The sequence below is a fragment of the Aureivirga sp. CE67 genome (assembly GCF_015767245.1).
In the GTDB taxonomy this organism is placed as follows: Bacteria; Bacteroidota; Bacteroidia; order Flavobacteriales; family Flavobacteriaceae; genus Aureivirga.
Map to the genome: position 1 here is coordinate 47,540 of NZ_JADOTV010000008.1, position 24,659 is coordinate 72,198.

Sequence of the window (24,659 nt, forward strand, 5' to 3'; positions counted from 1 at the left end):
AATAAAAAATCCAAGCGATTTACACTTGGACTTCTTAAAAATCTATTTTTTAAAAACTAATTTTCAACGGTTTTGGAGCTCAACTCTTTTAAAGTAATGTTGCTAGAAACATCAATAGCTTGATTATTCATTACAGGAAACTCATAAACAACCTCTGATAAATCATCTAAATTCAACTTATCCATTTCAACTTTAAAAACTTGTGGAGAACCATACATACGAACATGATAAATCTTATTTTTCAAATCCGACATCGTCACCCACTGCGTAAAATCATGAACATTTCCATTTCCATAATCTCTACTAGTTCCTAAAGGAATATCTACAGTATTTAAAATATGAAACCCTAAATTTATTGCTTCTTCTTCCGATTTTTGAGGGAAAGCAAAATTAGTCATCATTGCAGCTCTTACAAAACGATCTACAGGTGTTGAGCTTCCAGGTAGACCGACAAATCCTGTTCCTTGTGCAAAAGTATGACAATCAAAATAATTCTTAACAATTGACGCATCCGAATAACCTTTATCATTTTGAGTATTACAAGGAGAAATTCCAACATAATTATTAATTACATTTGTTTGCTGCCAAGATATCAAAGGGTCATTTGTCAAAACATTTACTGGAGATAAATCTGTAATCGTAAGTTTTCCATCTGTATATTCCAATACAATATTATTTCCTTTTGCATCATGTACTGGGAAATGAAATTTCATTGCATTTGGCACTTTCTCAAAAGGATTTATTACTCTTATTCTCCCCTCTTTTGGTGCAGTATTTTTTAAAAATGAATTTTCGCTTAGCACTAATTCACTAACATCTAATTTATTTATCACATCATTACAATCCGCACAATTTGATAAAATCCAATTAGATAAATTTGGATAAAAAACAGCGTTTTCTCCATCATAATTTCCATTTTCATCTTTTGGAATTTCTTGATAAACACTTGCGGTCAAAACCATACATCCTGTAACTAAACCTTCTGTATTCATTCCATCTCCAGCAATCATTTCTCCAAAAGCATTCATTGCCATAAATCCGTACTCTCCAGTCCAAGAATAAATATTCTGTATAGATTCCATTCCTGATAATACCACGAACTCTCCATTTGATTTATTGCTTAAAGTTTCGAAAAAAGAAGCTGGAACTCTTTGATCAAATTCAAAACCTTTTGGTCTGAAATATAGTTTTGAATTTAAATTTGGACCTAATTCCATTGAACGTCCAATAATTGGTGAACCCGAGGTTGTTTTAATTGAAAAATTTGTACACATTTTTAATATTAATTTTTGATTAGTAATTAATATTAAGTTAGTTACAAATTCACAATTTCACATTAAGCCATTGTTAAACAAATTATTACAAAAAAACTATAACCTAAAAAAACTCATTTTTCAGATTATAGCTCTACTATTTTTAAGGTTTATTTTGCCTTAAACCATCTCCACTTCCTTCTGCATTTCTTGAATTTCTGCTATCAAATCCACAAACTTTTGCTTAACTGGAATTTTCATTTCAACATCTGATAATTTTTCAAGATCCAATTTATTCAAATTAACTTTAAAAACTTCTGGAGAATTATACATTCTCACATAATAATTTTTGTTTTTCGTATCACAAATAGTTCCCCACTGAGTATGATCAAAAGTTAGCGTATCTAAATAAGTTGTTCCTGCTTCATGCTCTCTACTTATTCCTTTCGGAATATCAACCGTATTGATAATATGAAAACCTAAATTCACCGCATCCTTTTCTTTCTTCACAGGTTCTGCAAAATTGATCATCATCGCTGTGCGAACAAAACGATCTACTGGTGTAGAACTTCCTGGAATTCCTTTAAATCCTGTTCCTTGACTATTTGTATAACATTTAAAGTTATTTCCTAAAGCAGCAAAATCCGAATGTCCTTCTAAATTCTGAACATTCAACGGAGAAATTCCGATATAATTATTAATCACATTTGTTTTTTGCCAAGCTATTTCAGGATCATTTGTCAAAACATAAATCGGCGCTAAATCAGTAACAATTAATTTTCCGTTCAAATATTCTAAAACAATAGAATTTCCTTTTGCATCATGTACAGGAAAGTGAAATTTCATTCCAGAAATTACTTTTTCAAAAGGATTTACAACCCTTAATTTTTCTTCTTCTGTTTCAAGAATTTCTAGATTCGATTCTTTTTCTAATCTTAATTCATCTACTTGAAGTTTATTGATTACATCATTACAATCCGCACAATTTGACAAAATCCAATTCGTCAAATTCGGATAAAAAATAACGTTTTCACCAGTTTCTTGTCCTTCTTCATTTTTTGGAATAGACTGAAATTCACTTGATCCTAAAACCATCATTCCTGTGGTTAAACCTTGCGTATTCATTCCATCTGCAGCAATCATTTCTGCAAAAGCATTCATGGCTACAAAACCATATTTTGCTTTCCAAGAATATAAATTAGGAAGATTTTCGATATCTTTTTTAAATTCTATTGCACCTCCAGTCATGAGTCTCAATTTTTTAAAAAAGGAATCTCTAATTTTTTGAGAAAAATCAAAACCTTCTGGTCTGAAATATAATTTTGAAATTAAATTAGGACCTAATTCCATAGTCCTACCAACAATTGGAGTGTTTTTTTTAGTTCTTATTGAAAATGTAGTACACATTATATGATAGCAATTAATGTTAATTTCAAACAAGAAACGAAATATTTTTTAATAAAAACCAATAAAAAAGGATTCTCTTTTTGGAGAACCCTTTATTTTATTTATTTCTTAGTCAAATTTCGCACTAAAATTATTGTGCCATTTTCCTTGAACTTTCATCACTTGCTCGATAACATCACGAACACATCCTTTTCCTCCTTTTTTCTGAGAAATATACTTCGAAACTTCTTGAATTTCTGGAGCTGCATCCTTCGGAGAAGTTGGTAATCCTACTTCTTTCATCACCCAGTAATCTGGAATATCATCTCCCATATAAAGCACTTTTTCTTTATCAATATCATAAATATCACAATATTCTTCAAATTGATCCATTTTATTATGTGCTCCAAGATATATATCGGTTACACCTAGTCCTCTCAAGCGATCACGAACTCCTTCATTTTTTCCACCTGAAATAATACATACTCTATACCCAGCATCTACAGCACTTTTTAGAGCATATCCATCTTTAATATTCATGTTTCTTACCAATTCTCCATTCGTAAAAACATTAACAATTCCATCTGTTAAAACACCATCTACATCAAAAATAAATGTATCAATTGATGGCATAATTTCTTTATAACTTTTCTCCATGTGATTCTTGAATAGCTTTTGTTAGTAAACTATATATTTCTTGTTGTTTTTCGTTCAGTAATTTTAAATGATTTGTAATAGTTGTCTTATCATTTCTTTTTGCAGGCCCTGTTTGCGCTTCTTTCGGGTGTAAAGTTTCTATTTTACTAGAAGTTTCTTGAATTAACGGAATCAAAATCTCAAAAGGAATATCATACGTTTCACAAATATCGCTTCCCATTTGGTAAATATAATTCGTAAAATTATTTACAAAAACTGCTGCAACATGTAATATTTTTCTTTGCTCAGAGTCAATTGCAAAAACAGAATTTGAAATTGCTTTCGCTAAAACTTCTAAAATTTTATAAGATACTTCTTGCTTTGCTTCCAAACAAAAAGGAATTTTAGAAAAATCGATTTCTTTATCTTTTGAAAAAGTTTGCAAAGGATAAAATACACCAATATTTTCATTTGGTAATAATCTCTCCATACTCGCACTTCCGGAAGTATGAACGACAATTCCTTTTTTAGAAACTAATTTTTGTGCAACTTCCTCAATATAATCATCACTCACAGAAATAATATAAACATCTGCATCTGCTATTTCTGCATCCGAATCGGTGATTGGAGCAAGATGCGCAAATTCGTTTAACTTTTCTTTCGTTCTATTATATAATTGGATGATTTCGATTTGCTCCACATTCTGAAACCTTCGAATCATGTGTGAAGCTACATTTCCTGCACCAAGAATAACTATTTTAATCATGTTGCGAAGATACGAAGTTTTGAATAAGGTTTTTTATTTTATAAATCTTAATTAAAGTTTCTTATTCAAGAAAAGCAGATTCTATTCTACCAAAAAATGTTTTTTTGCTCAAAAAATAAAAGCAAGTATATTTGAAAAAAATTGTTAAACTAAAAAACTAAAAATTGATGATTCTAAATGCTTTTATTGTTAGACTTACTTCTATTATAATTCCCACATCATTTCAATCTATAATCGCAAATATCGTTTTATTTGAAAAATTTGCTGACACACAAAAGAGAAACAATCTAAACCTATTATTTTTTAGTTTAATTGTGATTTTAGTAAGTATTTCTTTTAGTTTTATTTTAGGTGATTCATTCAATAGTTTAAAACAAATCGGATGGTATAGTTTTGGAATAGATATTATAAGTCTGTTCTTTTTTATCTTTTTACTAATTTATTTCATTAAAAAAATAAAGCTCCCTAAAATCATTTCTATTCTTGGAATTTTGATTTTATCTTTAAGTTTGATCATTTCTTCATTTTCTAACCTCGGACCACTTATGGGTTCTCTAATCATAGGAAATCAACAGCCTGGAAAGTCTTTCGCTTTAATTCAGATTTTATTCGGTTTTTCTTTAGGATTAATTATTCCTTTCTCTATTATTCAGTTTTTTGTTAGCAAAAAATACAAATCCTTAAGATTACAAAATTGGTGGAGAATTATTCAAATAGTTTTGGTTTCATATCTAATTTTAGCCTCTTTATTAAAAATTTTTTATTGGTTTATGGTTTTTATGATGGCGGAAAACAGCTTAAATACTTGGAATAATCTATAAAAATCTTTCAACGATGAACAATAAAAAATTAAATATCTGTCTTTTTATTTTTTTAAGCTTAACTTCCATAAGTTTCAGTCAAAATTTAGATTTTGAAAAGTTTGAAATTAATGGTTTAAAATTCTATTCGTCAAAAAAATCAATTATTGAAAAATTTGGAGAACCAACAAAAATTTTCGAGCCAAATTATGATTGTGGAGGCTTGTCAGCTCATTGGCAAAACATTCCTTTTTATTCTCTTGTTTATGAGAATTTCAATTTTATTGGAAATAAAAAAGATGGTTATCTTTTAGAAAATGTAGACTTTAATAAGCTTTTTTCCATTATAAAAATTAAATATAATAAAGTAATTCTCAATGCAGATTCTACACAAAAAGAACTCGAAAAACTTTTTAAAGTAAAACTAAAAACGAACGGAAAAACATTAATCCAAAATCAAAATGATGAAGGAATTATTGTTGAATTAAAAAAAGGAAAACTAACTTCTATCTCCTATTGGACATCTTGCTAAAAAAACAAAGTGACTCAAAAGAGATACTTGAGCCACTTCTATACTTATTAAATTAAAAAAGAGTTCTTTATTATTAACTGCTGAATTTCCATTTGAATCAGATATTCATCTGCAGTTTTGTCATTTTCTTTATTCGTCTGTTTTCTTTTTTCATTAGAAACTTTTTTACGATTCTGAATATTTTTCTTGACATTTTTCATATCATATCCGATTGATGTTTCGAATCTACGCAAGAAATAATTCAAAACAATTCTCTTTTTCTTAAACTTTACTATTTCTAAACTCTATTTTTTTATTAAAAAATCATATATTTCAGGGTTTTAAAGAAAATATAATTACGATGTCCAATGATAAAAATGATATTTTATTTGAGTTAATTCATTCGCTTACAAAGTCTGAAAAAAGACAATTTCGACTTTATGTAGGAAGATTACCTAGAAATAATTCAGCAAATTTCATCACACTTTTTGATATAATTTTAAAGTCAAAAAAGTATGATGAAGATCTTATTTTAAAGAAAACAAATATTAAAAAACAGCAACTTTCTAACACGAAAGCACATTTATACAGACAATTACTAATTAGTCTTAAATCAAATCCGAAACATCAAAATATTCCTTCACAAATCCGTGAACAGCTTGATTTTTCTAATGTTTTATACAATAAAGGTTTGTATCAACAGAGTTTAAAAATCTTAGAAAAAGCTAAAAATTTGGCTCTAAAACATCAGGAAACTAATTTGGCTTATGAAATTGTAGAATTTGAAAAAATCATCGAATCGCAATACATCACACGAAGTATGAGCAATCGTGCTGATGCTTTAGCAATTGAAGCAAAAGATCTGAGTTTGCAAAATGTTTTCAGTAGTAAACTTTCCAATTTATCGCTTCAACTTTATAGTTTTCTCCTAAAAACTGGTTATGCCAGAAACGAAAACGATCATCTTTTTGTGAAAGATTATTTTGAAAAAAGACTTCCAAATTATTATTTTCATGAATTAAATTTTAAAGAAAAACTCTTTCTACACAAAGCTTTTTTATGGTATTGTTTTATCGTGCAGGATTTTCTTGGTTCTTATAAATATGCCAAAAAATGGGTAATGCTTTTTGACGAATATCCAGAAATGAAAAAAGAACACCCTGTTTTTTATCTGAAAGGAATGAATTATTTATTGGAAGCTTTATTTTTTGTTCAAAAACAAAAACGACACAAAAAAATACTTTCAAAACTAAATAATGATATCTTAAATTATGAATTTGCTAACTCACAAAATACAGCAACACTTTCTTTTTTATATCAATTTCAGCATCAGTTTAATAGTTTTTTTCTAAAAGGAGATTTCAAAAAAGGAGTTGCTTTTATTCCTGAATTATTAGAAAATCTTGAACAACAAAAATCAAAGTTAGACGCACATCATACGATGCTTTTTTATTATAAAATTGCTTGTATGTATTTTGGTGCTGGAGATACCAAAAATTCGATTTTTTATCTGCAAAAAATTATTTCTAACAAAAAACTAAAAATGCGAGAAGATCTTTTGTGTTTTACTCGTGTACTGAATTTAGTGGCGCATTATGAAGCTGGAATTGATTATAATATTGAAAATTTGATTAAAACCACTTACAAGTTTCTTATCAAAATGAATGATTTACATCAAGTGCAAAAAAAGATGATTTTGTTCTTGAGAAATCTGAGAAATTTATATCCTCATGAACTAAAAGGAGCTTTTGTAGAACTACATAAAGAATTAAAAGAATTTGAAAATCATCCTTATGAAAAAAGATCTTTTCTATATCTAGACATTCTTTCTTGGCTGGAAAGTAAAATTTACAACAAACCTGTAGAAACTATTATTCAGGAAAAATTAAATTACAAAACAACTAAATATAATATATTTGAAAAAAATTAAAACAATGAAAAGAATATTATTTTCCATCATCTTATCTGCTAATTTATTTGTAATTGCTTGTTCTTCTAAAAATATCTTAGATGAATCTATACAAAATAGTGATAAGAATAAAATTGCTAAAGTAAAAGAAGAAGTCCTAAATCTAGATTACTCAAAAGAGAAGAAAGATTACATTATCGAAAATCTAGAATTGAGAATCAAATTTTTTGGATTTGAAAAATCAGTTTTGAACGACCATAAAGATAAAAACACCTATCGAGCTGTAATTGAATTATTAGCAAAAGATTTTGATAATGAGAAAAGTTAATCAAAAACAAAAAAAGTGATTCAAATTGAATCACTTTTTTTAAATCTTATTTTGAAAACCAGTCTAAAACTTGTTGTTTTTCGTAGTTATTTCCTTCTTTATGTTTAAACTCATTATGTGATGGGTCATACTCATAATCTTTAGCCCATTCTTTAAAGTTTTCAGCTAATTCTTTGATTGCTTTACAAACATATTGAATTTCAGCATCTGTAGTTGTTGGGTGAATTGACATACGAACCCATCCTGGTTTTTCTATCAAGCATCCTTGATTAATTTGATCTACAATCGCTGCTGAAGTTGGCGCATCTACATGTAATAAAAAGTGTCCATAAGTTCCTGCACAAGAGCAACCTCCTCTTGTTTGAATTCCATAACGATCATTCAATAATTTTACTGCAAGATTGAAATGTAAATCATCAATATAAAAAGAGAAAATTCCAAGTCTTTCTTTAATATGACCTGCTAAAATATGTAAATTAGGAATTTGCTCTAATTCATTAAATACATACGCATTGATTTCATCTTCTCTTTTTGCAATATTTTCCGTACCCATTTCATCTTTCAACTGAACTGAAAGTGCGATACGAATCGTTTGTAAAAATCCAGGCGTTCCTCCATCTTCTCTTGTTTCGATATCATCAAAATAATCGTGATCTCCCCAAGGATTAGTGAAAGTTACAGTTCCTCCTCCAGGACAATCAGGTACATTATTTGTATATAATTCTTTATTAAAAATTAATACACCAGAAGTTCCAGGACCTCCCAAAAATTTGTGTGGAGAAAAGAAAATAGCATCTAAATATGACTCGTCATCTGGATGCATATCGATTTTTACATAAGGAGCAGAGCAAGCAAAATCTACAAAACAAAGTCCACCATGTTTATGCATTACTTTTGCAACTCCATGATAATCTGTTTTAATTCCTGTTACATTTGAACAAGCTGTTATAGAAGCGATTTTATTTTTTCTGTCTTTATGTTTTTCAAGAACTTCCTCAAGTCTGTCTAAACAGATTAACCCTTTTTCATCACAAGGAATAATTTCTACATCCGAAATTGTTTCCAACCAAGTTGTTTGGTTAGAATGGTGCTCCATATGTGAGATAAAAATTACTGGTCTAATCTCATCTGGAATTTTTGTAAAATCTTTGAATTGTTCTGGAATACGTAAACCTAAAATTCTTTGAAATTTATTTACAACTCCAGTCATTCCTGTTCCAGAAGTTATTAAAGCATCATTTGCATTTGCATTTACATGTCTTTTGATGATTTCTCTTGCTTCATGATAAGCCATTGTCATCAAAGAACCAGTAATTGATGTTTCTGTATGTGTATTTGCAACAAAAGGACCGAAATCATTCAGCATCTTCTCTTCAATCTCCTTGTACAATCGTCCACTTGCTGTCCAATCCGTATAAATAATATTTTTTTCTCCGTATGGAGAGCTAAAGGTATGATCTATACCTACAATTTGATCTCTAAATTTGGTAAAATACTGTTCTAATGATTTCATTTTATAGTTGGTTTATTTAGTTGAATACTCTAAATCTTGCTCCAAATACAATGTTTTTCTCAAAGAAGAAGAAGTTTTGAGATGCTTTATCAGCAGTACTGTTTGTAGTTCTGATATTTGGCATATCGATAAATCCTCCCTTCATCTCTGTCTGAATAAAGAACCATTTGAAAAAAGTAAGGTTTAGTCCAACTTTCGCTGACAATCCATATCCTGAAATATGAAAATCATCATGTCTTTCTTTCCCCATAAGAGTAGTGTTCGTTTTTGGGTATAAAACACCAACTCCTAATCCTTCTGTTAAGTTTACTTCGAAGTTTTCTGTGTGAATTCCTAATAATTTATTGAAGTTATCAAATCTGTTTACCTCAATATTCACGTAATTTAACCCATCTGTATGTTCAAATTTCAGAAAATCTTCTGTTAACAAAATATCATCACCATTATAAACACCATCGAATCTTGAACCAATATCTATTGTTCCATCAATCTTTACAGTTTGATTTTGTGGCATCACATATTTCATGTGGTCAATACCTAAAGAAACATTCCAGTTATCATGGAAAAAATATCCAATTCTAAAGTTTGTTTGTGGTATTGTAATTCTACCTGGATGAAAATATGGATCCAAACCAAATTCTGTTGGTCTATCGTTTGCTTTTACATTTTCCAATGTAAAGTTGTAACCATTTCCTTTGAATGTAATATCTGAATTAGAATATGTACTTACATTCCAACCCCAATAAAAGAACATCTTCCCTTTATTTCCTTTTTTCTCTTGAGTTTTTGGAGCGTCTTCTTGCGAAAATGCGCCCAAACTTACAAATAATAATCCTAGGGCTAAAACTAAATTTCTCACTATTTTATATTTAAATTAAACTTTTCATATTTTTTCATTCAAAACCTTCCATATTCGATTTAATTCTATTTACATTTTTTAACAAAACATAAATTATAAATTAACATTTTAACCAAATCAAGCTTGAAAAGAGAAAATATTTTACAAATATATCAATATTAATATTGAATTATCTATTTTTTTACATTTGAATGATATTTTCGAATTTTTAAACGAATTGGCAATATTAGATTTTTAACCTGAATAAAAACATGATATTTGTTAACCTAAACCCAATAAATTATACTTTTTAAACAAAAAAATAGACCATCTTAAAAAGATAGTCTATCATTATTCTGTTTTTGAATTATTATAATTTTTAATTCCTAAAAACTATTTAACCTCGTTCAATTTATATTTTTTTGAAGAGTTCTCAATATCGATTACGTAAATTGGAGTAGTAATAGCTTGCATTGCCATTCCTGAAGGTTCTAAAATTTTATAATTAATTGTAGTTTCATCCCCTTTCTTTTCAATGCTTTTAATCTCAACATGATATCCTCCCGTATTTCTTTGCCCTAAAGCAAAAGCAAAAACTGCTTTTTTATCAAAATCAATTTTTGGAACTGGAACTCCAGGTTTTCGAGTTGAATTTAGTTTTCCATAAATATTAGCTAGATCATTTTGAGTTTTAATCTGATATACTTTTTGTTCTTTGATTAAACTAAGTTGATCATCTAAAATGACATTATAAGAAAGATTGTTTTCTACTTGTTCAGATTTTGTTTGGCTTCTTGTACTCTTACATGAAATTGTTGTAACAGTTGTAAGACCTACAGCCATCATATAGATAAAATATTTTTTCATAATTGATTATGTTTTTTTCGGTTGCGAAATTTATTAAATATACTTTTATTTAACCAAGTTTTATACCAAATAATCTATTTTGTTTTGATAAAAAAATATTAAGACTTTATTTTTTTAAGCAAAAACTTTACGATTTTTGTAACTTTAAGAGCCTGTTTAAAATTGTATCAGAATTGTTTTGTAGCTTATTAAATTGATCTTTTGAAGTTTTTTTTGAGTGCATAGCATCGCTATGAACTAAGAAAAAGACAATTAAAGAGCTTTTAAGAAGCGTAGAAAACTTTTTGATATGAATTTAAATAGGCTCTAATACTAATTATTAATTTAATCTAAACACTTATGCCAGCAGTAGAATCTGAAATGTTAGCATTAGGAACCAAAGCTCCTAATTTTCATTTATTAGATACAGTTTCAGGAAAATATCTGGGACTAAAAGATGTACAAGGAGAAAAAGGAACTTTTATATTTTTTATTTGTAATCATTGTCCATACGTGATTCATATTATCAAAAAACTAGTGGAAATTTCTAATGAATATCAGGTAAAAGGAATTTCTTTTGTCGGAATTTCTTCAAATGATGTTGTGAATTATCCAATGGATAGTCCAGATAAAATGACTGAAAACGCAAAAGAAAACGGATTTGGATTCCCTTATCTTTATGATAATACACAATTGATTGCTAAAGATTATAAAGCTGCTTGTACTCCAGATTTATTTTTCTTTGATGAAAATCTTGAATTGGTTTATCGTGGTCAGTTTGACGATTCTAGACCTGGAAACGGAATTGCAGTTACAGGAAAAGATTTAATTCACGCATTTGATGCACATTTAAACGGAAAAAAAATTGATTCAAACCAGACACCGAGTATTGGTTGTAGTATCAAATGGAAATAATAAAAAAAGTCTCTTAATTGAGACTTTTTTTAATCGATTATTGTAGGTTTCTTTTTGTAAACATAAATAAAAGTAGATCGGTTTGTATACCCTCCTTTATAATCTTTGTCCAACATTCCTATTCTGTGCAATTCTGTTTCCAAATCTAGAGACATTTGAATAGATTCTAAATCCCAAGCTTTCCAATATTTACATTCCGCTTTGTTTTTTGCTTCATGCTCTCTTTTTCTCCGTGCACTGTTATTTGTAATTCCTACATACCATCTTTTATGATTGGATACTAAAAAGGAATTTCTTCTTACCCATTTAAATATTTCTCTCTTTACTTTTCGTTTTCTTTTTGTTTTTTTTGATGAAAATTTGAACATAAATTAATTTACAATGCTTTATAAAAAGCTATTCTTACAACTTTTAATATTTATAAGAAACAAAGTTAATTAAAATTTATTTTCATTACTATATAAAGTTTTTTAACTACATTTTTTAAACTATTTATGATTTTTAAATTACACTAAACAACTTCAAGCTTATTCAACTCATTTTCAAACAAAAACAGTTTATAAAAACAAAAAAATAGCCAACAAAATGACTATTAAATTTTAAAAATAAATTCTTTACTTAGAACTCATTTAAACTTTTAAACTCAAAATTCGTTTCAAACATGTTCATTACTGGCTTGTGAAAAATTTTAACCATAGCTAAGGCTATGCTGAAAATTTTTCTCTTCACCATCAATAAACATCAGATGAAACTCCTTGTTTTGGCAAAAAAGTTTAAACGAGTTCTTAAAACAAAAAAGCAACTCAAATAAGAGTTGCTTTCTAATATCTTAAACGAAAAACTAAAAATTAGTTTGCTACATCACTAATAAATTTGATTCGCATTAATCTTAATTCTTCAAAATCATAATCTCCATCAAATTCTTCAAGAGCATCTTCAATTTTATCTGTTTCTGCTTCCATGAAGTAATCAAAAATTTCTTCTTGTTGCTCATCATCCAAAATATCATCCAAATAATAATCGATATTCAATTTTGTTCCCATATAAACGATTCGTTGCATCTCGTTTATAAGAGCATCAAATTGCAACCCTTTTGATTTTGCAATATCTTCTAAAGGAATTTTACGATCCGTATTTTGAATAATGAATAATTTTAAAGAAGAATTTTCTCCTGTACTTTTCACTACCAAATCATCTGGACGAACGATATCATTATCCTCAACATATTTTTCGATTAATTCAATGAAAGGTTTACCAAATTTCTTCGCTTTTCCATCTCCAACTCCATGTACATTTCCAAGTTCTTGAATCGTAATTGGATATTTTAAAGTCATATCTTCTAAAGAAGGATCTTGGAAAACTGCGAATGGTGGTACACCTTTTTGCTTTCCAACTTTCTTACGAAGATCTTTAAGCATTTTCATTAATTGCTCATCAACTGCTGCGCCAGAACCTTTAGAATTTGTAATAATTCCAGTATCATCTCCATCTTCATAAACATGATCTTCTGTCATCATAAAACTTTCAGGATTTTTGATATAATCCATACCAGCTTCTGTAAGTTTTATCACTCCATATTGCTCAATTTCTTTTCGGATAAAACCTGAAACTAATACTTGACGAATTAAAGCCATCCAATATTTAGCATCTTTATCTTTTCCTATCCCAAAATATGGTTGATTGATTGTTTTATGAGATTTTAATACCGCATTTTGTTGTCCAACCAAAGTATTTACAACATCTTTTGCTTTATATTTTTGGTTTGTATCACGAACTATCTCCAATAAAGTTTTCACTTCTTCTTTTGCTTCATGCTTTTTCTTTGGATTACGAACATTATCATCCATATCAGCTCCCTCACCATTCACATGATCAAATTCTTCTCCGAAATAGTGAAGTAAATATTTTCTACGTGACATCGAAGTTTCAGCAAAACCAACAACTTCTTGAAGCAATGCATGACCAATTTCTTGTTCTGCAACTGGCTTATTTGCCATGAATTTTTCTAGCTTTTCAATATCTTTATAAGAGTAAAAAGCCAAACAATGTCCTTCTCCTCCATCACGTCCAGCTCTACCAGTTTCTTGGTAATAACTTTCTAAACTCTTAGGAATATCGTGGTGAATTACAAAACGAACATCTGGTTTATCGATTCCCATTCCGAAAGCGATTGTTGCAACTACAACATCTACATCTTCCATCAGGAACATATCTTGATGTTTTACACGTGTTTTAGCATCCAAACCTGCATGATAAGGTACTGCTTTTACACCGTTTACTTGTAAAACTTGTGCTATTTCTTCTACTTTTTTTCTACTTAAACAGTAAATAACTCCTGACTTTCCATCATTTCTTTTTACGAATTTAATGATGTCTTTATTCACATCATTCGTTTTTGGACGAACTTCGTAGAAAAGATTTGCTCTATTAAATGAAGCTTTAAAAGTAATAGCATCAGACATCCCTAAAGTTTTCAGGATATCTTCTTGTACTTTTGGAGTTGCTGTTGCCGTTAATCCAATAATTGGCACATCACCAATTTTCTTGATGATACTTCTTAAATTTCTATACTCAGGTCTAAAATCGTGTCCCCACTCTGAAATACAGTGTGCTTCATCAATCGCAACGAATGAAATTTTTTGTGACTTTAAGAATTCTACATATTCTTCTTTCGTTAAAGATTCGGGGGCAACATACAGTAATTTAGTAACACCTCTTTCTACATCATGTTTTACCTGTGCAATTTCTCCTTTATTCAAAGAAGAGTTTAAAACATGAGCAATACCATTTTCTTCTGAAACACCTCTGATTGCATCTACCTGATTTTTCATCAAAGCAATCAATGGAGAAACTACAATTGCAGTTCCTTCTTGCATCAGTGCGGGTAATTGGTAACACATAGATTTACCACCCCCAGTTGGCATTATAACAAAAGTATTCTCTTTATTCAAAATACTTCTAATTACTTCTTCTTGAAGACCTTTAAATTTAGAAAAACCAAAATATTTTTTTAAAGCCTTATGTATATCAATTTCCTGTCTATTCATTACTGTTTTTAATCTAATTTTAGATACCTTTGCATCAATGAAAGAAAATATATAATTTAATTATAAACTAAAATTTTAACCTTTTGGATAACAAAAATAACATTATTGCGAATGCTAAGCAAACAATTGCTATAGAAAGCAAAGCCATTGCGAATTTAAGTAATTTTATTAACTCTGACTTCGAAAAGGCTGTTAAATTTATATACGCATCAAAGGGTAGAGTTATTGTGTCAGGTATCGGAAAAAGCGCAAACATTGCTACTAAGATAGTTGCGACTTTAAATTCGACTGGAACTCCTGCAATTTTTATGCATGCAGCAGATGCAATTCACGGTGATTTAGGAAATATACAAGAAGACGATGTAGTTATTTGCCTTTCTAAAAGTGGAAATACACCAGAAATAAAAGTTTTAATTCCTTTGATTAAAAACTACGGAAATAAAATTATTGCAATTACAGGAAATAAAGATTCTTTTTTAGGTACAAATGCTGATTTCACACTGAATACTTATGTTGAAAAAGAAGCTTGTCCAAATAATCTTGCGCCTACAACAAGTACTACAGCTCAGTTAGTTATGGGAGATGCTCTTGCAGTTTGTCTTTTAAATTTAAAAGAATTTTCTAGTCAAGATTTTGCAAAATATCATCCAGGAGGAGCTTTAGGAAAAAAATTATATTTAAGAGTTAGTGACTTAATTGCGAAGAACGAAGCTCCAAAAGTTTCTCCTGAAGATTCTATTCAAAAAGTAATTGTAGAAATTTCTCAAAAAAGACTTGGTACTACTGCTGTTATTGAAAATGATCAATTAATTGGAATCATAACAGATGGTGATATCAGAAGAATGTTAGAGAAAACTTCAGACTTTACTAATTTAACGGCTAGGGATATCATGAGTGAAAATCCTAGAACAATTGAGAAGGATGCGATGGCAATTCAAGCTTTAGAAGAGATGGAATCTAATAATATCACGCAGATTTTAGTAAAGGAAAATGAAGAATATGTAGGAGTTGTTCACTTACATGATTTAATTAAAGAGGGAATATTTTAATAATGTCAGATCAAGCTAAAAAAAACATGTCATTTCTAGATCATCTAGAAGAATTAAGATGGCATTTAATCCGTTCTACAATAGCAATTTTCATTGTTGCTACTGTAATTTTTATTTTCAGAACAGAAGTTTATGAGCAATTTTTATTTGCTCATTTACACAATGATTTTCCAACTTACACTTGGTTATGCAAATTGAGTCAATTCTTTAATATTGAAAGTGAAATGTGCAATCTGAGTTTTGGAGCAGATAGTTTACAAAGTTTAAACCCTTCGGGGCAAATCATGAATGTAATCTGGACTTCTCTAATTTTAGGATTCATTGTTTCTTTCCCATATATTCTTTGGGAAATGTGGAAATTCATTAGCCCAGGGTTACATGAAAATGAAAGAAAAAGATCAAGATTATTTATTTTTTCAGCTTCTGTACTTTTCTTTATCGGGGTATTATTTAGCTATTTTATTGTAGCACCTCTTTCAGTATATTTCTTTTATAGTTTCCAAATTACGGATTTTATTGAAAATAAATTCAGCTTCCAGTCGCATATTAGCTTAATTACAAGTACACTTCTAGGAGTTTCACTTATGTTTGAACTTCCTGTAGTTATTTATTTCTTAAGTAAAATTGGACTTGTTACTCCTGAATTTTTAAGAAAATATAGAAAAATTGCAATTGTTTTGGTATTAGTTTTATCAGCAGTGATTACACCGCCAGATATTGCAAGTCAAATTATCGTTTCAATTCCTATTTTAATTTTATATGAATTGAGTATTTATATTTCAAAAGTTGTAGTTAAAAATCAAAAATATTAAATATGGCAGATGCAGTAAAAGAATTTAATGATTATCGTCAGAAAATGAACGATAAAATTTTGAGTGAAGATAATAAAGTATTTAAAAGATTTTTTAACCTTGATACAAATGCCTTTAAAGAAGGTCATTTAGATGTAAAAACCAAAGAATTACTTGGTTTAGTTGCATCTGTAGTATTAAGATGTGATGATTGTGTAAAATATCATCTAGAATCTTGTCATAAAGAAGGTTTTTATAAAGAACAAATTATGGAAGCATTATCTATTGCTACTTTAATTGGTGGTAGTATTGTAATTCCACATCTAAGAAGAGCCTATGAATTTTGGGAGATTTTAGAAGAAAATGCAAAAAAATCAGAATAAAATTAGTTTTTCAACGTTAGCGTGAATATATGATATTAAGAGCAGACAACATAATAAAAAAATACGGAAGTCGAACTGTTGTTAAAGGAATTTCTGTAGAAGTAAGACAAGGTGAAATTATTGGTCTTTTAGGGCCTAATGGTGCTGGAAAAACAACTTCATTCTATATGATTGTTGGAATGATTGAACCAAATGATGGTCACATTTATCTTGATGATACAGAAATTACAAAATTCCCGATGTACAAAAGAGCACAGCAAGGAATTGGTTACTTAGCACAAGAAGCATCTGTATTCAGAAAATTAAGTGTGGAAGATAATATCATGTCAGTGCTTCAGTTTACTTATAAAACTAAAAAAGAACAAAAAGAAAAACTAGAAGAATTGATCAGTGAATTTAGTCTTGGTCATGTTAGAAAAAATAGAGGAGATTTATTATCTGGAGGAGAAAGAAGAAGAACCGAGATTGCAAGATGTTTGGCTTCAAATCCTAATTTTATCTTATTAGATGAGCCTTTTGCGGGTGTAGATCCAATTGCCGTAGAGGATATTCAGCATATTGTAGCCAAATTGAAAGATAAAAACATTGGAATCTTAATTACAGACCACGATGTTCAGGCGACTCTAGCAATTACAGATAAAACTTACTTAATGTTCGAAGGAGGAATCTTAAAAGAAGGAACTCCACAAGAACTTGCAGATGATGAAACTGTTCGAAAAGTTTATCTTGGAGAAAGTTTTATTTTACAAGAAAACAAATTTAAAAAATAAGAAAACAAAAGCCATTTCAAATCTGAAATGGCTTTTGTTTTTTTATCTCTTTAAGTTTTTAATATTCCCTAAATGAATATCTCTCATCGCAATAGGATTAGGAAATTTTTCTAAAAATTTGAGATCAAAATTCTTCCCATGATAAACATTTTGTTCCAACATTTCTAAGTATTCATTTTGAAGTTTTATTCGTTCTAAAATTTCTTCTTTGCTTGTAGAATAGTCTCCGTGTCCGACTATGATATAATTTAAATCTTCATTTCCAATAATCATTTCAAACAAAGACATTGATTTTTTATAATCTTCTAAATTATCATCAATTACAGGAATTTCTATGTTACTCAAATAATCTCCTGTAATTAAAACTTTAAATGATTTTAAAAGGAAAGCTCCGCTATCTATCGTATGTCCTGGAGTTAGTAATCCATTTATTTTTGAACTTTTAAAATCAAAAATTTGTTCATTTTCTTTAATCAAATTTGATGGAACAGGATATGACAGTTCGTAGTTTCTTTGAATGTAAAAACTTTGCTCAAAAGCTTCTAAATCATACAAAGCTTTCTTTATATTTCTTTTGGTTAAAAAAGCTTCTGTGGTAATTAATTCATCATAATTAAAAGCATTCACACCCACAATATGATCATAATCTGCATGTGTTATCAGGATAACTAGTTTCTTGCCACCTCTCCTCTCTTCTACTTTTTTATGAATAAAATTTATTTCTTCTGGAAGATAATTTGGATCTACTAAAAATATTGTTTCGTCTGAATCAATTAATGTTGAAGTTGTTCGATATAAACTACTTTCAAAAATGATAATATCTTTCGTTTCTAATTGTATTTTCATACATTAAAAATACAAAACTAATTTTTCTTGAAAGAAGTCTTTGCAATCACAATTGCAGCACTGATAATTACAAAATTCTTAAAAATATACTGTCCTTCTAGCGAAAGTGCATATGGAAAACGTGTGAAAACAATAGATGGAAAAAGGAAAATTGGAGTCAGTGTTCCAAGCATTTGAATATTAAGTAAAACCAGAGTTTGTTTTAAATATTTTGGTATAAACATTCCTAACCCAATAACAACTTCTAAAATAGCCAATCCGTAACGAATAGAATTTGCTGAAAACAGATGAAAAGTCAATTTATCAATTGTATTTATTGCTAAATCTTGTGCTGGACTCATTCCGTCAAAAAACTTTAAAGCTCCAAACCAAATAAAAATAAATCCAATACTATATCTTAATAATTTTGTTCCGTTTACTTTGTATAATTCTCCTAAAAATTTTGTTTTCAAATCTGTTACTGTCTTCATGTTTTATCGGGGTTAGGTTTGCAAATATATTTCTTTATTTTAAATCAATCTAAATAATAATTATTTTATTTCTTTGCAAAGTATAGAAAAAAGGATGCCAAGAATTGAAGCGATTTTTATTTTAACATTATTAAAAAGTTATAGAAATCCTTGAAAAAAGTAAACAACAACCTTAAAACTCTGGCAATAAAGAATTAAAAAACTTTTCAAAATAAATAATTTTAACATTCTTATTTTTTTGCATTTGCATGATAATTGTTTTCTGATAAAATGAAAAGTTTAACTATTTTTACGATTCGATAATTAATAAGATTTAAACCAAATAAATTAAAATGAAATTGAATAATTTTTTATTTAAAAATATAGACAACAGTGCACTTGTTGTTTTCAGAATTATTTTCGGTCTATTGATTTTCTTAGAATCTGTTGGTTCCTGTTTTACAGGTTGGATTCAAAGAACGATGATAGAGCCTAAATTCACTTTCAACTTCATTGGTTTAGATTTCTTACAGCCTCTAGATGGTTACTGGATGTATGTTTACTACTGTGTTATGGGAGTTTTCGGACTTTTTGTAATGTTGGGTTATAGATATCGTTTAGGAATAATAGCTTTCACTGTAATGTGGTCTGGAGTATATTTTATGCAAAAAGCATCTTATAACAATCACTATTTCCTATTAGTTCTTTTAAGTGCAATTATGTGTTTTTTACCAGCAAATAATTATGCTTCGTTGGATGCAAAACACGGAAGAGTCAAAAAATCTATTTCAATTCCTAATTGGGCAAAATGGATTTTAATTCTTCAAATGTGGATTGTTTACACCTATGGAGCTTTACAAAAATTATATCCAGATTGGTTAGACGGAACATTTACAGGTTTACTATTATCAGGAAAAGCTAGACAGCTACCATTTATGGCTGATTTATTAAAAGATCATTCTTTTCATTTATTTATTGCTTATTCTGGGATTTTCTATGACTTATTAATTATCCCGCTTTTACTTTGGAGAAGAACAAGAATTTATGCTTTTGGAGCTTCTTTTATTTTCCATTTATTCAATTCATTTGTGTTTCATGTAGGAATTTTCCCATATTTATCGTTAGCATTTTCGTTATTTTTCTTTGATGCAAAAACTGTTCGCAACATCTTCTTAAAGAAAAAAGAATTATATACTGAAGACACTGTTTCTGTTCCATCAAATGGCGGAATGATAAAATCTATATTTGTTACTTATTTAGTTGTTCAAGTATTACTTCCTGTGAGAAATTTAGCAATTCAAGATTCTGTTTTCTGGACAGAAGAGGGACATAGAATGAGTTGGAGAATGATGCTTAGATCAAAATCTGGTTACATAAAGTTTAAAATAAAAAATAACGATACTGGAGAAGAAACTAAAGTAAATCTTGATGATTACCTATCTAAAAAACAACGCAGAATGATTGCAACAAAACCAGATGTTATATGGCAATTTGTACAACGATTAAAAAAAGAGCATAAAGGTGAAAATATATCTATTTATGCTGACGGAAAAGTGAGCTTAAACGGTAGACCTTTCCAAAGATTGGTTAATCCTGAAATTGATTTGACAAAAGTTAAATGGAATTATTTTGGCCATGAAGATTGGCTGATGCCTTTTAAAGGTTGGGAAAAAAAAGAAAAAAGATAATTCAGTATTTTATACAAAATTTTACACTTTTTAAAATATTTAACACTTTTTTAGGAAAATGTTTTGATAAAATAAAATATTTATCTAGTTTAGTGTGCGAAATAATCAACCCCTTTAGATTTATTAAACAAGTTGTTATACTTGGTTGTTTTTTTTTAAGATTATTAATAACACATCAAAAAATAAAATAAAGATGATCTTATTAAAAACATTTAAAAGCAAAGAAAAACTAATTTGTCTTCAAAATGAAATTGAAGCTAGTGGGATTTTAACTTTAGTTAAAACCTATGATAGTTCTAATGTATATAAGTATCACTTATTTGTACAAAAGGAGAAGTATGCTCAAGCGTATAAGAAATTACAATTATTTGATTTCAAATCCACTAGTTTGAGAAATAAAAATAAAAAAATATCCATATCCAATACACTTTCAAATCTCTTTAATTTTAAATAGAAGTATAAATTCTTATGAAGAATAATTTCTTCTTGATGTGTACTATAACAATAATTGAATGTAATTATAATTATCTTTTATATTAGAATTAGATAAATTCTTATTTTTATAATGCCCCCTTTTTAAACTTTTCTTTACAAGCATTTTAAATTATATATTTATCTAAACAAAAAAGCCAGAAGTGTAAAAACTTCTGGCTTTTTATTTTATGATTAAAAACTCTAAATATTAGTTATTTTGAGCTTTAATTAAGTTTAATGCAGAACCAGCTTTAAACCACTCAATTTGTTGAGCGTTGTAAGTGTGGTTTAACATGATTGTATCTTTTGATCCATCAGCATGCTCAACTTCTAAAGTTAATTGCTTGTTTGGAGCAAAATCAACTAAATCAACAAAGTTGAAAGTATCATCTTCTTTAATTAAATCATAATCTGCTTCGTTAGCAAATGTAAGACCTAACATACCTTGTTTCTTTAAGTTAGTTTCGTGAATTCTTGCGAAAGATTTTACGATTACAGCAGCAACACCTAAGTGACGAGGCTCCATTGCAGCGTGCTCTCTTGAAGAACCCTCACCATAGTTTTGATCTCCAATTACAACTGAAGGTACTCCAGCAGCTTTATATGCTCTAGCTGTAGCAGGAACTTCCCCTAATTCTCCAGTTAACTGATTCTTAACTTTGTTTGTAGCTCCACCGAAAGCATTTACAGCTCCGATTAAACAGTTGTTAGAAATATTATCTAAGTGACCTCTAAAACGTAACCATGGTCCAGCCATAGAAATGTGGTCAGTAGTACACTTACCTTGCGCTTTAATTAATAATTTAGCTCCTGTAATATTCTCACCGTCCCAAGGTTTGAATGGAGTTAATAATTGTAAACGCTCAGAAGTTGGAGAAACACTTACTTCCACACTAGAACCATCTGCTTCTGGTGCTTGGTATCCTGGGTCTTCAACATCAAATCCTTTTGGAGGTAATTCCCATCCTGTTGGCTCGTCTAATTTTACTTCTTCTCCATTTTCGTTTAAGATAGTGTCCGTCATTGGATTGAAATCTAAACGACCAGAGATAGCAATTGCAGCTACCATTTCTGGAGACGCTACGAATGCGTGTGTATTTGGGTTTCCATCAGCTCTCTTAGAGAAGTTTCTGTTGAATGAGTGGATAATAGAGTTTTTCTCTTGCTTATCTGCTCCTTCTCTAGCCCATTGTCCAATACATGGTCCGCAAGCATTTGTAAAGATTTTAGCATTTAAATCTTCGAAAGTCTTGATGAATCCATCTCTTTCAATAGTATATCTTACTTGCTCAGAACCTGGGTTGATTCCAAACTCAGCTTTTGTCTTTAAGTTTTTCTCAACAGCTTGCTTTGCAATAGAAGCAGCTCTTGAAATATCCTCATAAGAAGAGTTTGTACAAGATCCGATTAATCCCCACTCTACAGCTAATGGCCATTCGTTATCAATAGCAACATTTTTCATTTCAGAAACTGGTGTAGCTCTATCCGGAGTAAAAGGTCCATTGATGTGTGGCTCTAAAGTATCTAAGTTGATCTCGATTACTTCATCAAAGTATTTTTCTGGTTCAGCATACACTTCATCATCTCCTGTTAAGTAAGAAGCGATTTCGTTTGCAGCATCCGCAACACCATCACGTCCAGTAGCACGTAAATAACGCTCCATAGACTCATCATATCCGAAAGTTGAAGTTGTAGCTCCTACTTCAGCTCCCATATTACAGATTGTTCCTTTTCCTGTACAAGATAAAGACTTAGCTCCTTCTCCGAAATACTCGATGATTGCTCCAGTTCCTCCTTTTACAGTCAAGATTCCTGCTACTTTTAAGATAATATCTTTAGGTGCAGTCCATCCGTTTAATTTTCCTGTTAATTTAACTCCAATTAACTTAGGGAATTTAAGCTCCCAAGGCATACCTGCCATTACATCTACAGCATCAGCTCCTCCAACACCAATAGCAACCATTCCTAATCCTCCAGCATTTACTGTGTGAGAATCCGTTCCGATCATCATTCCTCCTGGGAATGCATAGTTCTCTAATACTACTTGGTGAATAATTCCAGCTCCTGGCTTCCAGAATCCAATTCCATATTTATTTGATACAGAAGATAAAAAGTCAAAAACCTCGTGGCTTGTGTGCTTAGCATTCTCTAAATCTGTTTTAGCTCCTACTTTTGCTTGGATCAAGTGATCACAGTGAACAGTAGTTGGAACTGCAACTTTTTCTTTTCCAGCTTGCATAAACTGTAATAATGCCATCTGCGCAGTCGCATCTTGACAAGCAATTCTATCTGGCGCAAAATCTACATAGTCTGCTCCTCTTTTAAAAGCTGTTGAAGCTTTTCCATCCCAAAGGTGATTATATAATGTCTTCTCAGCAAGAGTTAATGGTCTACCTACAACCTCACGAGCAGCATCTACTCTCTCGGCCATCCTAGCATAGACACCCTTTATCATTTCAATATCAAATGCCATAATAAAAAATTGTTTTAGTTTTTCAGTTATAAGATGCGAAGGTACGAAATATTGAGGATTTTTAAAAGATTCTTAGCGAGAGGTTAATTTCCTTAGTTTATTTTTATCAAAACATTTATTAAACACACCGCATTTCACGTATTAACAAAAAAAAATGTGTTTTTTTATCAAAAACACATTTTAAAATTACGTATGCCTATAAGCTGGATTCTGTAATTAGATATAAATCTAATTTCTTATCATTTATCTAGGCTATCAATTACTCAATAGCTCCATCTGCCTACCCCTTGAAATCGGACGAACAGCCCTCAAACTTCAATGTACATGACATTGCACCGCATAGAGTTTACCTGGTTTCACTACAGCCGAACTGTACATTCTTTCTGTTGCACTGGTCCTCAACTTTCGCTGGACGGATGTTATCCGCTATGCTTGTTCTATGGTGTCCAGACTTTCCTCTTCTATAAAGAAGCGATAAGACGGCTCACATTTTTTGCAAATGTACACTTTTCTAACTAATATTTTTTCTTGAATTCGTTAATATTTCTAAAGAAATTGCTATTGTTCTATTTTTCAACTTTTAAACTAAAATCTATTTCTATTAATTTTTGACCAAATAAAATATTCCAATACAAATAAGAATAAAAACAATAATATATAAACTTAATTCAATTCTATTTTCTTTATTTGCTCTTTCTCGTATTTTTTGCTTTATAGCTTTTAATTTTTCTGGAGAAACTTTTTTATCTCTATAAGAAGAATAAATTTGCTCTTCTTTTAAAGTTAAAAGCTCTCTATTATTACCTTTAAATTTTCTTTTTTTTGAAGAACCTAATCCTCTATTTTGTTTTACTCTATTTAACATGTCCTGCATGTGTCCTCCTCCTGTCATCATAATTTTATTTTTTTAATAATTTATATTTTTTCTTTGTAGAATATAGTCCAACCCATAATAAGATTTTTTTAAATAAAACAAGTTTTTACTAGA

At 29.5% G+C, this 24,659-nt stretch carries 24 protein-coding genes and 1 other RNA gene; 10 read left to right on the top strand and 15 right to left on the bottom strand.

The features are described from left to right. Positions 1 to 56 precede the first annotated feature (56 nt). The 4 genes from I0K12_RS11140 to I0K12_RS11155 all read right to left on the bottom strand — a co-directional run bounded on the left by I0K12_RS11140 (position 57) and on the right by I0K12_RS11155 (position 4,041). Entirely contained in the window at positions 57 to 1,274 is a 1,218-nt protein-coding gene (locus I0K12_RS11140) for a linear amide C-N hydrolase (RefSeq protein ID WP_196888066.1), read from the bottom strand. A gap of 159 nt (positions 1,275 to 1,433) precedes the next feature. Further along, positions 1,434 to 2,660, bottom strand: coding sequence for a linear amide C-N hydrolase (locus I0K12_RS11145; protein WP_196888067.1), 1,227 nt, complete (start codon positions 2,658 to 2,660; stop codon positions 1,434 to 1,436). A 108-nt stretch (positions 2,661 to 2,768) separates the two neighbouring features. Then, positions 2,769 to 3,296 carry a KdsC family phosphatase gene (locus I0K12_RS11150; RefSeq protein WP_196888068.1) on the bottom strand — a complete coding sequence of 176 codons (528 nt, stop codon included), beginning with the start codon at positions 3,294 to 3,296 and terminating at the stop codon, positions 2,769 to 2,771. Next, positions 3,280 to 4,041 (bottom strand): Rossmann-like and DUF2520 domain-containing protein, encoded by a 762-nt coding sequence (locus I0K12_RS11155; RefSeq protein ID WP_196888069.1) that lies wholly within the window; start codon positions 4,039 to 4,041, stop codon positions 3,280 to 3,282. The genes I0K12_RS11150 and I0K12_RS11155 overlap by 17 nt, the downstream gene beginning before the upstream one ends. 164 nt (positions 4,042 to 4,205) lie before the next feature. On the opposite strand from I0K12_RS11155, the gene I0K12_RS11160 reads away from it, so the two are divergent. Both I0K12_RS11160 and I0K12_RS11165 read left to right on the top strand, forming a co-directional pair. Continuing rightward, positions 4,206 to 4,862 carry a hypothetical protein gene (locus I0K12_RS11160; protein WP_196888070.1) on the top strand — a complete coding sequence of 219 codons (657 nt, stop codon included), beginning with the start codon at positions 4,206 to 4,208 and terminating at the stop codon, positions 4,860 to 4,862. Positions 4,863 to 4,875: 13 nt separating this feature from the next. Further along, positions 4,876 to 5,373 (top strand): hypothetical protein, encoded by a 498-nt coding sequence (locus tag I0K12_RS11165; RefSeq protein WP_196888071.1) that lies wholly within the window; start codon positions 4,876 to 4,878, stop codon positions 5,371 to 5,373. A 47-nt stretch (positions 5,374 to 5,420) separates the two neighbouring features. On the opposite strand, the gene I0K12_RS11170 is transcribed toward I0K12_RS11165, so the two are convergent. After that, on the bottom strand, positions 5,421 to 5,618 hold the full coding sequence (locus I0K12_RS11170) for a hypothetical protein (protein WP_196888072.1): 198 nt from the start codon (positions 5,616 to 5,618) through the stop codon (positions 5,421 to 5,423). Positions 5,619 to 5,713: 95 nt separating this feature from the next. Here I0K12_RS11170 and I0K12_RS11175 point away from each other — a divergent pair, with 95 nt between their 5' ends. Both I0K12_RS11175 and I0K12_RS11180 read left to right on the top strand, forming a co-directional pair. Then, the gene (locus I0K12_RS11175) at positions 5,714 to 7,282 is read left to right on the top strand and encodes a hypothetical protein (RefSeq protein WP_196888074.1); all 1,569 of its coding nucleotides are present in this window, start codon (positions 5,714 to 5,716) and stop codon (positions 7,280 to 7,282) included. Between the two features lie 4 nt (positions 7,283 to 7,286). After that, positions 7,287 to 7,589: a hypothetical protein gene (locus tag I0K12_RS11180; RefSeq protein ID WP_196888076.1), complete on the top strand. Its 303-nt coding sequence runs from the start codon at positions 7,287 to 7,289 to the stop codon at positions 7,587 to 7,589. A gap of 46 nt (positions 7,590 to 7,635) precedes the next feature. Here I0K12_RS11180 and I0K12_RS11185 read toward each other — a convergent pair whose 3' ends face one another. The 3 genes from I0K12_RS11185 to I0K12_RS11195 form a co-directional block, all read right to left on the bottom strand. Continuing rightward, on the bottom strand, positions 7,636 to 9,102 hold the full coding sequence (locus tag I0K12_RS11185) for an aminotransferase class V-fold PLP-dependent enzyme (RefSeq protein ID WP_196888078.1): 1,467 nt from the start codon (positions 9,100 to 9,102) through the stop codon (positions 7,636 to 7,638). A gap of 16 nt (positions 9,103 to 9,118) precedes the next feature. Next, positions 9,119 to 9,961: a hypothetical protein gene (locus I0K12_RS11190; RefSeq protein ID WP_196888079.1), complete on the bottom strand. Its 843-nt coding sequence runs from the start codon at positions 9,959 to 9,961 to the stop codon at positions 9,119 to 9,121. A 372-nt stretch (positions 9,962 to 10,333) separates the two neighbouring features. Then, entirely contained in the window at positions 10,334 to 10,807 is a 474-nt protein-coding gene (locus I0K12_RS11195; RefSeq protein ID WP_196888080.1) for a protease complex subunit PrcB family protein, read from the bottom strand. 339 nt (positions 10,808 to 11,146) lie between these two features. Between I0K12_RS11195 and I0K12_RS11200 the strand changes: the two genes are divergently transcribed. Further along, positions 11,147 to 11,701 carry a thioredoxin family protein gene (locus I0K12_RS11200; protein ID WP_196888081.1) on the top strand — a complete coding sequence of 185 codons (555 nt, stop codon included), beginning with the start codon at positions 11,147 to 11,149 and terminating at the stop codon, positions 11,699 to 11,701. Between the two features lie 29 nt (positions 11,702 to 11,730). Here I0K12_RS11200 and I0K12_RS11205 read toward each other — a convergent pair whose 3' ends face one another. Then, positions 11,731 to 12,069 (bottom strand): GIY-YIG nuclease family protein, encoded by a 339-nt coding sequence (locus I0K12_RS11205; RefSeq protein ID WP_196888082.1) that lies wholly within the window; start codon positions 12,067 to 12,069, stop codon positions 11,731 to 11,733. A gap of 480 nt (positions 12,070 to 12,549) precedes the next feature. Continuing rightward, the gene (gene recQ, locus I0K12_RS11210) at positions 12,550 to 14,748 is read right to left on the bottom strand and encodes a DNA helicase RecQ (protein WP_196888083.1); all 2,199 of its coding nucleotides are present in this window, start codon (positions 14,746 to 14,748) and stop codon (positions 12,550 to 12,552) included. Between the two features lie 83 nt (positions 14,749 to 14,831). Between recQ and I0K12_RS11215 the strand changes: the two genes are divergently transcribed. The 4 genes from I0K12_RS11215 to lptB are packed head-to-tail and all read left to right on the top strand — an operon-like array spanning position 14,832 to position 17,741. Next, positions 14,832 to 15,797 carry an SIS domain-containing protein gene (locus I0K12_RS11215; RefSeq protein ID WP_196888085.1) on the top strand — a complete coding sequence of 322 codons (966 nt, stop codon included), beginning with the start codon at positions 14,832 to 14,834 and terminating at the stop codon, positions 15,795 to 15,797. 26 nt (positions 15,798 to 15,823) lie between these two features. Then, positions 15,824 to 16,609, top strand: a complete 786-nt coding sequence (gene tatC, locus I0K12_RS11220) for a twin-arginine translocase subunit TatC (RefSeq protein WP_231372746.1) — start codon at positions 15,824 to 15,826, stop codon at positions 16,607 to 16,609. 2 nt (positions 16,610 to 16,611) lie between these two features. Beyond that, complete coding sequence (locus I0K12_RS11225) at positions 16,612 to 16,971, top strand: carboxymuconolactone decarboxylase family protein (protein WP_196888089.1); 360 nt, start codon at positions 16,612 to 16,614, stop codon at positions 16,969 to 16,971. 29 nt (positions 16,972 to 17,000) lie between these two features. Continuing rightward, a complete protein-coding gene (lptB, locus tag I0K12_RS11230; RefSeq protein WP_196888091.1) occupies positions 17,001 to 17,741 on the top strand; it encodes an LPS export ABC transporter ATP-binding protein in 741 nt (246 codons plus the stop codon). A 42-nt stretch (positions 17,742 to 17,783) separates the two neighbouring features. On the opposite strand, the gene I0K12_RS11235 is transcribed toward lptB, so the two are convergent. Next, the gene (locus I0K12_RS11235) at positions 17,784 to 18,587 is read right to left on the bottom strand and encodes an MBL fold metallo-hydrolase (protein WP_196888093.1); all 804 of its coding nucleotides are present in this window, start codon (positions 18,585 to 18,587) and stop codon (positions 17,784 to 17,786) included. 17 nt (positions 18,588 to 18,604) lie between these two features. Beyond that, entirely contained in the window at positions 18,605 to 19,057 is a 453-nt protein-coding gene (locus I0K12_RS11240; protein ID WP_196888095.1) for a doxx family protein, read from the bottom strand. Positions 19,058 to 19,389: 332 nt separating this feature from the next. Here I0K12_RS11240 and I0K12_RS11245 point away from each other — a divergent pair, with 332 nt between their 5' ends. Next, positions 19,390 to 20,724, top strand: coding sequence for an HTTM domain-containing protein (locus tag I0K12_RS11245; RefSeq protein WP_196888097.1), 1,335 nt, complete (start codon positions 19,390 to 19,392; stop codon positions 20,722 to 20,724). Positions 20,725 to 21,406: 682 nt separating this feature from the next. On the opposite strand, the gene I0K12_RS11250 is transcribed toward I0K12_RS11245, so the two are convergent. From I0K12_RS11250 to I0K12_RS11260, 3 genes are all read right to left on the bottom strand, one after another. Next, a complete protein-coding gene (locus I0K12_RS11250) occupies positions 21,407 to 23,671 on the bottom strand; it encodes an aconitate hydratase (protein ID WP_196888099.1) in 2,265 nt (754 codons plus the stop codon). Between the two features lie 183 nt (positions 23,672 to 23,854). After that, positions 23,855 to 24,162: RNase P RNA component class A (gene rnpB / locus I0K12_RS11255), an RNA gene on the bottom strand. A gap of 110 nt (positions 24,163 to 24,272) precedes the next feature. Beyond that, on the bottom strand, positions 24,273 to 24,566 hold the full coding sequence (locus tag I0K12_RS11260; protein ID WP_196888101.1) for a hypothetical protein: 294 nt from the start codon (positions 24,564 to 24,566) through the stop codon (positions 24,273 to 24,275). Between the last annotated feature and the right edge of the window lie 93 nt (positions 24,567 to 24,659).